Annotated in this window: 10 protein-coding genes; 1 reads left to right on the top strand and 9 read right to left on the bottom strand. The window is 63.5% G+C overall.

Annotated features, from left to right (window positions below):
* Positions 1 to 68: 68 nt before the first annotated feature.
* The 7 genes from phoB to EOA49_RS02595 form a co-directional block, all read right to left on the bottom strand.
* Positions 69 to 758, bottom strand: coding sequence for a phosphate regulon transcriptional regulator PhoB (gene phoB / locus EOA49_RS02565; protein ID WP_127241373.1), 690 nt, complete (start codon positions 756 to 758; stop codon positions 69 to 71).
* Between the two features lie 19 nt (positions 759 to 777).
* Positions 778 to 1,482 (bottom strand): phosphate signaling complex protein PhoU, encoded by a 705-nt coding sequence (gene phoU / locus EOA49_RS02570; protein ID WP_127241372.1) that lies wholly within the window; start codon positions 1,480 to 1,482, stop codon positions 778 to 780.
* 20 nt (positions 1,483 to 1,502) lie between these two features.
* Positions 1,503 to 2,306, bottom strand: a complete 804-nt coding sequence (pstB, locus tag EOA49_RS02575) for a phosphate ABC transporter ATP-binding protein PstB (RefSeq protein WP_067002093.1) — start codon at positions 2,304 to 2,306, stop codon at positions 1,503 to 1,505.
* Positions 2,303 to 3,154, bottom strand: coding sequence for a phosphate ABC transporter permease PstA (pstA, locus tag EOA49_RS02580; RefSeq protein WP_067319294.1), 852 nt, complete (start codon positions 3,152 to 3,154; stop codon positions 2,303 to 2,305). The genes pstB and pstA overlap by 4 nt, the downstream gene beginning before the upstream one ends.
* A 3-nt stretch (positions 3,155 to 3,157) precedes the next feature.
* Positions 3,158 to 4,144, bottom strand: coding sequence for a phosphate ABC transporter permease subunit PstC (gene pstC, locus EOA49_RS02585; RefSeq protein WP_095824035.1), 987 nt, complete (start codon positions 4,142 to 4,144; stop codon positions 3,158 to 3,160).
* A gap of 62 nt (positions 4,145 to 4,206) precedes the next feature.
* Positions 4,207 to 5,265, bottom strand: a complete 1,059-nt coding sequence (gene pstS / locus EOA49_RS02590) for a phosphate ABC transporter substrate-binding protein PstS (RefSeq protein ID WP_127241371.1) — start codon at positions 5,263 to 5,265, stop codon at positions 4,207 to 4,209.
* 519 nt (positions 5,266 to 5,784) lie between these two features.
* The gene (locus EOA49_RS02595; protein ID WP_245460492.1) at positions 5,785 to 9,162 is read right to left on the bottom strand and encodes a response regulator; all 3,378 of its coding nucleotides are present in this window, start codon (positions 9,160 to 9,162) and stop codon (positions 5,785 to 5,787) included.
* A 640-nt stretch (positions 9,163 to 9,802) separates the two neighbouring features.
* Between EOA49_RS02595 and EOA49_RS02605 the strand changes: the two genes are divergently transcribed.
* The gene (locus EOA49_RS02605) at positions 9,803 to 10,024 is read left to right on the top strand and encodes a hypothetical protein (protein WP_127240969.1); all 222 of its coding nucleotides are present in this window, start codon (positions 9,803 to 9,805) and stop codon (positions 10,022 to 10,024) included.
* 87 nt (positions 10,025 to 10,111) lie between these two features.
* Here EOA49_RS02605 and EOA49_RS02610 read toward each other — a convergent pair whose 3' ends face one another.
* Positions 10,112 to 10,501 carry a hypothetical protein gene (locus EOA49_RS02610; protein WP_067002225.1) on the bottom strand — a complete coding sequence of 130 codons (390 nt, stop codon included), beginning with the start codon at positions 10,499 to 10,501 and terminating at the stop codon, positions 10,112 to 10,114.
* Between the two features lie 255 nt (positions 10,502 to 10,756).
* On the bottom strand, positions 10,757 to 11,602 hold the full coding sequence (locus tag EOA49_RS02615) for a glutathione S-transferase family protein (protein WP_245460495.1): 846 nt from the start codon (positions 11,600 to 11,602) through the stop codon (positions 10,757 to 10,759).
* Positions 11,603 to 11,644: the final 42 nt, after the last annotated feature.

Raw genomic sequence — 11,644 nt, forward strand, 5'->3', positions numbered from 1 at the left:
GCGAAGCACCAGCGTCTCGATAACCCGCCAGCGCAGATAGAACCCGTCAGACCTTCGATGCCCTGGATCTAATCTTCCCTGATCGCGTAGCCCGCCCCACGGATGGTACGTATGACGTCCGGCATCCGGCCGTTGTTGACCGCCTTGCGCAGGCGTCCGACATGCACGTCCACGGTGCGCTCGTCGATATAGATCGTCTCGCCCCAGACATTGTCGAGCAGCTGGCTGCGCGAGAACACCCGGCCGGGATGCCGCATCATGAATTCAAGCAGCCTGAACTCGGTCGGGCCGAGCCGGATCTCGCTCTTCTTGCGGTAGACGCGATGCGATTCGCGGTCGAGGACGATGTCGCCGACCTTGAGCACGCTGGACAGCACCTCGGGCTTGGCGCGGCGCAGCAGCGCCTTGACCCTGGCCATGAATTCCGGCGTCGAGAACGGCTTGACCAGATAGTCGTCGGCGCCGGTCGCGAGGCCGCGCACCCGGTCGCTTTCCTCGCCGCGCGCGGTCAGCATGATGATCGGCAGGCGTTCGGTCTCGGGCCGCATCCTGAGGCGCCGGCAAAGCTCGATGCCGGACACCGCCGGCACCATCCAGTCGAGCACCAGAAGGTCGGGCACATTCTCCTGCAGGCGGATCTCGGCCTCGTCGCCGCGGGTCACCACCTCGACCTGATAGCCCTCGGATTCGAGGTTGTAGCGGAGCAGCACCCCCAGCGGTTCCTCGTCCTCCACCACCATGATGCGTGGCGCGATCATATAGCAGGCACCTTCGCTGTCAGGCCGCCGGCGCCGACATCGTCGTCTCGTCCTGCTTAGGACGATTCGCGGGCAATTGCGTGCCGGTCAGCACATAGTAGGCGTTCTCGGCGATGTTGGTGACGTGGTCGCCGATGCGCTCCAGATTCTTGGCGCAGAACAACAGATGCGTGCAAGCCGTGATGTTGCGCGGATCCTCCATCATGTAGGTCAGGAGCTCGCGGAAGACGGCGGTGTATTTGACGTCGATGCGCTCGTCGTCGTTGCGGAGCTTGGCGAGCGCCGTGGCGTCGCCGGCCGCGTATTCCTCGATCACGCCCTGCACCTGGATCAGCACCAGCTGCGCCATCGAATCGATGGAGTGCGAAAGGTCGCGCGGCGCGGCGCTGACGCCGACCGAGCCGACGCGCTTAGCGATGTTCTTGGCAAGGTCGCCAATGCGCTCGAGATCGCCGGCCATGCGGATGGCGCCAACGACGCTGCGCAGGTCGTCGGCCATCGGCTGGCGTTTGGCAATCAGCGTGACGGCGCGATCGTCGAGCTCGCGTTGGCGCGCGTCCATGATGGCATCGTCGGAGACCACGCGCTGCGCCAGCGCGTTGTCGGAATTCAGCAGAGCCTTGGTCGACGCGCCGACCATCGAGCCGGCAAGATCGCCCATGTCGCGGATAAGCTGGCTGATCTGCCTCAGATCCTCGTCGAAGGAAGCGACCGTATGGGCCATGGTTATGTCCTCGTATGAACTCAGCCGAAGCGGCCGGTGATGTAGTCCTGCGTGCGCTTCTCGCGGGGCGAGGTGAAGATCTTCTCGGTCCGGTCGAATTCGATCAGCTCGCCGAGATACATGAACGCCGTCTGCCGCGAGACGCGCGCTGCCTGCTGCATGTTGTGGGTGACGATCACGATCGTGTAGTCGGCCTGCAGCTCGTCGATCAGCTCCTCGATCTTGGCGGTCGAGAGCGGATCGAGCGCCGATGCCGGCTCGTCGAGCAGGATGACCTCCGGCTTCACCGCCACGGTGCGGGCGATGCAGAGCCGCTGCTGCTGGCCGCCCGAAAGGCTCTGGCCACTGGCGTTGAGCTTGTCCTTGACCTCGTTCCACAGCGCGGCGCGCTTCAGCGCCTGTTCGACGCGATTGTCCATCTCGGCCTTGCTGATCTTCTCATACAGCCTGACGCCGAAGGCGATGTTCTCGTAGATCGACATCGGGAACGGCGTCGGCTTCTGGAACACCATGCCGATCTTGGTCCTGAGCAGGTTGAGGTCCTGCGAGCGGTCGAGGATGTTCTTGCCGTCGAGCAGCACCTGGCCTTCGGCGCTCTGCTTCGGGTAGAGCTCGTAGATGCGGTTGAGCACGCGCAGCAGCGTCGACTTTCCGCAGCCCGAAGGTCCGATGAAGGCGGTGACGCTGCGCTCGGGCAGCGACAGGTTGATGTCCTTCAGCGCCTTCGACTGGCCATAGTAGAAGTTGAGGTTCTTGACTTCGATCTTGGCCTTCTCGGCGGTCGTCTCGGCTACGTTCAGGTCGGTGGACAACATCGGTTTCATCTGTCCTCTCTGCGTCCGGTAAGGCTGCGGGCGAAGATGCTCAGCCCGAGAACCGTCAGGGTGATTATCAGTGCGCCCGTCCAGGCCAGTTGCTGCCATTCCTCATAAGGGCTCAGCGCAAACTGGAAGATGGTCACCGGCAGGCTGGCCATCGGCGCGTTGAGATTGCTCGACCAGAACTGGTTGTTGAGCGCGGTGAAGAGCAGCGGTGCCGTCTCGCCCGAAATCCGGGCGATCGCCAGCAATATACCGGTGACGATGCCGGACAGTGCGGCGCGATAGGCGACCGAGCGGATCACCACCCAGCGCGGCGCGCCGATGGCGGTGCCGGCCTCGCGCAGCGCGTTGGGCACAAGGTTCAGCATGTCCTCGGTGGTGCGCACGACCACGGGGATTACCAAGATCGACAGCGCCACCGCGCCGGCGATCGCCGAGAAATGACCCATCGGCCGCACCATCAGCTCGTAGACGAACAGGCCGACAATGATCGACGGCGCCGACAACAGGATGTCGTTGATGAAGCGCACCACTGTCGTGAGGCGCGAGAAGCGCCCGTACTCGGCCATATAGGTTCCGGCGAGCACGCCGATCGGCGTGCCGACGACGATGCCGATCACGGTCATCACGATGCTGCCGTAGATGGCGTTGAGCAGGCCGCCGGCGTCGCCGGGCGGCGGCGTCATTTGCGTGAACACCGAAAGCGAGACACCCGAGAGCCCCTTATAGAGAAGGGCGCCGAGGATCAGCGCCAGCCAGACGAGGCCGATGCCCGCCGCTATGGTGCAAAGCGCCATCATCACGGCGTTCTTGCGCTTGCGGCTTCGGTGGAGCGATGCGGCTGTCGACATCGGTCAGGCTCCCGTGCGGCTATCGATGCGCAACAGCATGTAGCGTGCGAGCGCGAGGATGATGAAAGTGATGATGAACAGGATCAGTCCGAGCGCCACCAGCGAGGACGTGTAAAGCTCGCCGTCGGCTTCGGTGAATTCGTTGGCGATGGTCGCCGAGATCGTCGTGCCGGGCGCAAACAGCGAGGCGCTGATGCGGTGCGCATTGCCTATGACGAAGGTGACGGCCATCGTCTCGCCGAGCGCGCGGCCAAGACCGAGCATGACGCCGCCCATGATGCCGACCCGCGTGTAGGGAATGACCACACGCCGGGTCACTTCCCAGGTCGTGCAGCCGATGCCGTAGGCCGATTCCTTCAGCACCGCTGGCACCGTGTCGAACACGTCCTTGGTGATCGAGGTGATGAAGGGCAGCACCATGATGGCGAGGATCAGCGACGACGTCAGGAGGCCGATGCCGTAGGGCGGACCGGCAAACAGGCTGGCGAGACCCGGTATGCCGTGGAAAAGATTGATGATGAATGGCTGTACCGTCGTCTGCAGGAATGGCGCGAAGACGAACAGGCCCCAGATGCCGTAAATGATCGAGGGAATGCCGGCGAGCAGCTCGACCGCGATGCCGATCGGGCGCCTGAGCGGGCGCGGGCAGAGCTCGGTCAGGAAGACGGCGATGCCGATGCCGATCGGCACGGCAATGAGGATGGCGATGGCCGAGGTGACGACGGTGCCGTAGATGGGCGCGAGCGCGCCGAAATTCTCGGTGACCGGATTCCAGGATTCAGTGGTGAGGAAGGAGAAGCCGAACTTCGACAGCGCCTCCCACGAGCCGGCGATCAGCGAGACCGCGACGCCGCCGAGAAGAAGCAGCACGAGTATGGCGGAGAGGCGCGTGACCGTTCGGAAGATCGTGTCGGTCAGGGCGAAGCGGCGCACCGTCGCTTCCCTGGTCCGTATGGCGGACGATGTCACGGCTTCGGAAACGGCTGTCATTTGCCCTCGCATTTCGAAAGAGACAGGAGGGCGCCCGAGGCGCCCTCCTTATTCCGGAGGAATTACATGCCGGAGTAGAGCGGCTTGCCGTTGCTGTCGACGATGTCCTTGCTCCACATTTCCTCGACGCTCTTCACGACCGCGTCGGGCATCGGAACATAGTCCAGCTCGGCGGCCATGTCGTCGCCCTTGGCGTAGGACCAGGCGAAGAACTTGAGCGCTTCGGTGGTGGCCGCCGCATCGTCGGGCTTCTGGTAGACGAGGATCCAGGTCGCGGAGGTCATCGGCCAGCTTTCAGCACCAGCCTGGTTGGCCAGGATGACGCCGTAGCCAGGCTTGGAGCTCCAGTCGGCATTGGCTGCAGCGGCCGAGAACGCGGCGGCGGTCGGCTCTACCTTCTTGCCATCCTTATTGATCAGGTCGGTATAGGTGAGCTTGTTCTGCTTAGCATAGGCATACTCGACATAACCGATCGCGCCACCAGTCTGCGCGACGTTGTTGGCGACGCCCTCGTTGCCCTTGGCGCCGATGCCCACCGGCCACTCGAGCGCGGTATTGACGCCGACCTTCGACTTCCAGTCGGCGCTGACTTCGGCCAGATAGTAGCTGAAGTTGAACGTGGTGCCCGAGCCGTCGGAACGGTGCACGACCGCGATCGCCTGGTCGGGCAGCTTGACGTCGGGGTTGAGCTTCTTGATCGCCTCGTCATTCCAGTTGGTGATCTTGCCGACGAAGATGTCGGCCAGCGTCGGGCCGTCGAGCACCAGTTCGCCCGGCTTGACACCTTCGAGGTTGACGACCGGAACGATGCCGCCCATCACCATCGGGAACTGCGCGAGCCCGGTCGACTTGAGATCCTCGCCCTTGAGCGGCGCGTCCGAGGCGCCGAAGGTCACGGTCTTGGCCTTGATCTGCTTGATGCCGCCACCGGAGCCGATCGACTGATAGTTGAGACCGATGCCGGTCTCCTTTTTGTAGACGTCGGCCCACTTGGCGTAGATCGGATAGGGGAAGGTAGCGCCGGCACCGGAGATGTCGGCCGCCATAGCGGCGGAGAGGGAAAGCGTGGATGCCGCAGCCATTGCAATCGCAACGGCCGCCGAGCGGATGAAATGTCTCATGTGGCCTGCTCCTGTTCGGAATATGGTCTTTCGGCAACCCTTTTCTGTCGGCGCCTGACGAGCGCAATAGACGTCGATTATTACAGTCGCATGACAGTTTCGTGTCAGCCCGGTAACGCCTGAACGGGGATGCCTTGGGGGGGCCTGCGGCCGCCATTTGCGGACCCAGCCGAAGTTTGCCGCGGGAATCAGTAGCTTGTCCGACTTTTGAATCAAAAATTATCCCGGCGGCCGGATCTCCGGCCGCCGGGAAATAAAATCCGGACGAGAGCGCGTTGCCTGTGCGCCAGAGCGGATCATGGCCTGGCCATCGCCGAAAACAGGTCCGTTGGGGTAGAGTCGACGCTGTTCCTTGCCGGCGGTCGCTGCTCCCGCCCGTAACCGAAGGGCGGAATCGACAGCAGCCATTGTCCTGACCTGGCCTTCGTTTTGTATGGTGCGATCACACCATATGTCTGCGTTGGACGCCCGCCGACGGACCTCGTCGATGACGCCGTGAACGGCCGCGCAGAAAGGCTGTTATCCGGCGCTGCGGCGGACTTCCGCGTCCGACCCGAGCCATCTTTCAAGCTTCTCGAGCAGCGCCTTCGGGCTGATCGGCTTCGGCAGGTAATCGTCCATGCCGGCTTCCAGGCAGCGCTCGCGGTCGCCCTTCAGTGCATGCGCGGTGACGCCGACGATCGGCACATGCGTGCCCATCTCGGCTTCGAGCCGGCGGATGGCCGCGGTCGCCTCCTGGCCGCTCATCTCGGGCATCGACACATCCATCAGGATCATGCGCGGGTTAAGCCTGCCGAAGGCGTCCAGCGCCTTGCGGCCGTTGCCGACGATTTCGAACTGGTATCCGGTCTCGCCCAGGATTTGCGTGAACACCATCTGGTTCACCTCGTTGTCCTCGGCGACGAGAATGTCGAGCCCGGCCTCCGCGCCGGCCAGGCGTACACGGGCACGCGCCGGCGGCGGCTGCAGCAGGACGCGATCCGCCGCGGTCGCCTGCGCCGTGGACGCCTGCGGCGCGCCGGCCCCGGTCTCGACGTCGCCGGTCAAGGCCGGATGGATGGCCGCCGTGCTGTGGCGATGACGCTGGATGGTGGCGACCAGCGTCTCCAGCAAGATCGAGGAACGCGCCGGCTTGATCAGCTGCGCATCGATGCCGAGATCGCGGTAGGCGGCGCTGGCGAGCGACTGGTCGACCGAGGTCAGCATGATGATCGGCGTGTGCGCGAGGCCGGCGGTGTTGCGCACGATGCGCGCCATTTCGGCGCCGGTCATGCCCGGCATCTGGTAGTCGAGCACGACGCAGTCGACAGGCACGCCGTAGGCGGCAGCCGCAATCAGCACCTTCAGTCCCTCGGCGCCGCTTTCGGCCGCGCAGGAATCGAAGGTCCACGAAGCCATCTGCTCGCTGAGGATCGCGCGGTTGACGGCATTGTCGTCGACGATCAGCACGCGCGCGCCGGTCACGTCGACCGGCATGATCCGCTGCCCGCCTCGCTCGGCCCGCGGCAGCGTGACGGTGAACCGGAAGGTCGAGCCCTTGCCCTCGGCGCTGTCGACGCCGATCTCGCCGCCCATCAGCTCGACCAGCCGCGAGGTGATGGCAAGGCCGAGCCCGGTGCCCTCGTGCCGTCTTGTCGAGGAGGTGTCGACCTGGCTGAATTTCTCGAACACCAGCTTCAGCTTGTCTTCGGGAATGCCGATGCCGGTATCGGTGACCGAGATGGCGAGCTTCGTCCCCGACGGAACGCGCTCGCCGGTCACGTCGACCAGCACATGGCCCTTGTCGGTGAACTTCACCGCATTGCCGAGCAGGTTGGTGACGATCTGTCGGATCCGGCCGACGTCGCCGACGAACTGCCCGTCGAGCCCGGGCTGGACGCGAACGATGAGCTCGAGGTCCTTTTCCTTGGCGCGGGTCGACACCAGCGTCGCCACATCCTCGATCGCCTCGGCAAGGTTGAAGGGCGCCGGGTCGAGCACGAGCTGGCCGGCGTCGATCTTGGAGAAGTCGAGGATGTCGTTGATGATGGTGAGCAACGCGTTGCCCGATTTGACGATGATGTCGGTGAACGTCCTCTGCTTTGGGTCGAGGTCCGACTTTGCGAGCAACTCGGCCATGCCGAGCACGCCGTTCATCGGCGTACGGATCTCGTGGCTCATATTGGCGAGGAACTCCGACTTGGCGCGGTCGGCAAGCACGGCACGCCGGCGCGCCTCGCTGAGCTCGGCCTCGCGCTGTTTCAGTTCCGTAATGTCCGTGGTCGACCCGATCAGATAGAGCGAACCGTCGGACGCGATCATCGCGCCCTTGCGCGCGAACTGGTGACGCACGCTGCCGTCCGGCAGCGTCACCTGTTCTTCGATCTCCTGCGTCTCGCCGGTGCGCAGCACCGCCAGGTCGCCGGCGACGAAAGCTTCGCCGTCCGCGCCGAAGATCTCGACGTCGGTCTTGCCGATCGCCTCTTCCTTGCTGAAGCCGGTGAGATCGCACCAGCCCTTGTTGACGTAGAATTGCCTTAGATCCGAACGCTTCGCGTAGATCGACACCGGCACGTTGTCGATCAGGTTGCGGAACACCTCGTTCTCGCTCATGCTTTCCTTGAGCGCCCGCTCGCGCGCCTTGACCTCGGTGATGTCGGTGCTGGAACCGACCAGATGCACCGATCCGTCGGTCGCGATGAGGCGGCTCTTGCGCGTCATCAGCTGCCGCACCGTGCCGTCGCGATGGCTGACAGGCTCCTCGACTTCGCGCCCCTTGCCGGTCGCGATGACCTCGGCATCGTCATGGCTGTAGCTTTCGGCGTCCTCGGCGCCGAAAAGCTGCCGGTCCGTCTTGCCGATGACGTCTTCCTTGGCAATGCCGGTCAGCGCGCACCAGGCCTTGTTGACGAACTCGATTGTAAGATCCTCGGCCTTGATGAACGCCGCCACCGGCAATTCGTCCATGACATGCCGGTAAAGGTCGATCTGCCGCATCGAGCCCCGCAGCGCCTTCTCGCGGGCCTTGATGTCGGAAATGTCGACGCGCACCCCTATGAACGTGCCGTCGTCCGCTCTCATGTCGTAGACCTGGAACCAACGACCGTCGGGATTGAGCCGTTCATAGGACGAATTGGGCAGGTGGTAACGCTTCAGCATGGCGTCGAGCCAGCGTTCTTTGTCGACACCGTAGACATTGTCGATCTCGACGTCGCCGCTCGACCGGAAATAGCCGGCGGAATGACCGAGAGCGAGCGCCTCGCGTAAGGTGCGGCCCGGCTGCCAGGCCGGCTTCAGCGCCGGCAAACTGTCATGCAGCTTGCGGTTGGCGAAGACGAATTCATCGTGGCGGTCATAGATGATGACGCCGGCCGGCAGCGACTCCAGCACCGTGGCGAGATTCTTGCGCGCATCCTCTGCCTCGGTCTCGCGATGCTTCATGTCGGTGATGTCGACATAGGAGATCAGACGCTTGCCGCCGGCAAGCGGTGCCAGCGAGGCGATCAGCACGCGGCCGTCATTGCGCGGCAACTGCCTGGAACCGGCAACGCCTGCCCGGATTTCGGCCTCGCGCTCGGCGATGTGGCGTTGCCAGCCCACCTCGTCGGCACCATAGGGGTCGGCGTCGCGGCTGGCCTCCATCAGCTCGCGGAAGCCGCAGCCGGCAGTGGCGCGAAGCGGATCGATCTTCCAGAAGTCGTAGAAGGCGCGGTTGATGATCTCCGCCCTGAGCTCGGCATCGAGGACAATGACGCCGATCGGCATCGAATCGACCATCAGGCGAAGATTGGCAAGCGCTTCCGAGGTCGCGGCCGCATGCTGATCGGGGGCGCGGGGGACCGCCGCCTCGCCGCGCTCGACCGCGCCTTCGAAAGAACGGGCGGCGCCCATCTCGAAAGTACCGTCCCTATCCGCCATCCCTACCCCCAGGCCGAACCCTCCCGGTTCGTCGGCGGAATGTGCCCGACAAGCATTAACGATCGGCTAACCTTAACGATTCGCAACCGAACACGCCCGTTGCCGTTAACGGGTTTTAGGCGGACGCCGGTCCGACCTCGCTGCGGTAATCCGTCCGTTGGCGAACCCACCGCTGCCGGGCTATAAAATCGGTGGGGGTATAGCTGATGCTTGGTCGAATGCTGACTTTTGTTCTCTGTCCGGCGCTGCTCGCGGCAAGCGGCTGCACGCGCAGCGACGACGGAACCGTCATCATTCCAAGCCGGATGGACGTCAGGCGCATTTGGGACAAGGCCCCGCCAGGAACAACAGCCTCGAGGCAGATCGCGACGGACGTGTTTCCTCAGCCGCCGATCGCCCCGGTGAGTTCCCCCAGTCGAAGACGTGTTTCGACGGCCCCTTCCTTTCAGCCGGATTTGGCTGATGCGTCCTCCCAGCCACAGAAGGCGCTCGCCTGCCGGAATGTCAGCGAACCCGGCAAGCGCTATCGCGTCGTCTGCGAGTAGCGTAGCAGCTACGATAAGATCGCGTGTTTCCTCACTGCGCGTGAAACCTTTGTGTGGCGTCTGGCGTTATCGGCGCAGCACGAAGGGGAGCGAAGATGTCTGTTCATTTCACCGTCTCAGGCCTGACCAGAAACCTGATCCATTCGCTTGGACTGGATCACGAGCGGGCCCCGAGGCGTCTGACACCCGAGCAAAATCTATTGTTGGAATGCTATCTGGCCGGCCAAATTCCGGAATCGGCCTGGAGCGACTACGTCTTCGAAATGCCGCAACTGGAAAGACACGCTAATGCCCGCCGCAGGCGCAATCCGGCGTAGCGCTGTCCAGCAACAAAGCGCCACCTAGAAAGCATAGCCGTTTTCTGTTGGAAATCGGCGAAGGCGAAACTGAGCAACTTGGCAGTTCTACTGCTGAATTGCTTTGGCGTTGTCCTTCGGCGAATTGAATTGAAGCGTAAAGATCTTCCCGGGAATTCCTTTTGCGAGGTCCGGCGAAAAGCTGAGCGGCAGGCAATTTCGCAGGGCGGCGGTCGCCGCGTCGACATAGGCCTGACGCGCCTTGTCATCCCCGTTGACCTTGATGGCCGTTGGCTTCGGCGGGCCGATCAGCGTGCCGTCGCGCTTGAAGCTGAAGCTCAAGGTGACCGAGGCTGTTCCGGCTTCGGCCGGCGGCGTCCAGCACGCCTGCAGCGCGGCGCCGACCTCGTTCATCGTGTTAAGCGATGCGGCATCTGCCGGAAAAGGCATCGCCAGCAGCGCGCCTGCGATCGCTGAAAGTCTAGCCGTGCTTCTCATGGCTCTGTCCTCGCCGCTTTCGCCCGTTCGCATGGTACGACCAACGACGCGGATGACAATAGAATTTCAACCGCGCCGGCAAACCGACAAAATCATGCTGCCGTGACGCTGGCGCGCCGGCGCAAAGCAAAAAGGCCGGCGCTGAGCCGACCTTTCCTTCTCCTCGGCAATCGCGCCAGTACATCCGTGGTCGCAGCGAGGACCGAGACACTAGACAAGGGTTTGGTTAACGAAACCCTAAACCTCGCGCATTTCTTAAGCCGTGGCCTGGGCCTTCACATGGGCGATGTAGCCGCGCACGTCGCCGGCCGGCTCAGCATAGGCCTTGCCGAGCTTCTTCTCGATCGCCGCCATATAGTCCTTCGCCCAGCTGGGCAGCGCATAGTCGATGACCGCCAGAAACTCCAGTGTCGCCGCCAGACGGATGTCGGCGATCGAGGGGTTGTTGCCGCCGATGAAAGGCTTGCCGTCCCTGAAGAAGCTATGAAAGACCTCCAGCGGCTCGGCGATTGCGGCGATGGCAGCCTTTTGCGCCTCCGATTTCTTGTCGGGATGGGCATCGCTGTGGCCGACCTCGCCGGCATATTGCGGAAAGCCAAGTGCCGGATAAGTGGCCCTGGCCACATAGGGATAGAGCGTTCCGACCAGGTAAAACATGGCGCTGTCGACCATCGCCCGCTTGGCTGGCGCCTTCGGATAGAACTTGTCCAACCCATGCTTGTTGGCGAGGTACTGCATGATGGCGCAGCTTTCCCAAAGCACGCCTCTGGGAAGTCCTTTGTCCTCGATCATCGGAGTCAGATGCGCCGGGTTCCGCGCCAGGAATTCCGGCGTGCGCGTCAGGCCCCAGGCGTCGGTCTCGGCATGGTCGAGCCCGGCCGCTCGCGTGAACACCCGGACCGTCATGTTGTTGACGCTGGGCCTTAGCATGCTGAGCTTGACCGCGGGCTTCTTCGCCGGCTTCGCCTTGGCTTTAAACGCTGCCTTTGCCGTTGCTTTAGACGCGGCTTTTGCCGTCGCTTTAGGCGCGGCTTTTGCGCCCGGCTTGACTGCGTTGGCCGACATCTTGGCGGCAGTCACCTTTGCCGCCGGCTTTGCCATCTTCGCTGCCGGCTTGGCGGCGGCCTTCTTCGTTCCCTTCGT

Origin of the sequence: Mesorhizobium sp. M1A.F.Ca.IN.020.04.1.1, from assembly GCF_003997315.1 — a bacterium.
Classification (GTDB): domain Bacteria; phylum Pseudomonadota; class Alphaproteobacteria; order Rhizobiales; family Rhizobiaceae; genus Mesorhizobium.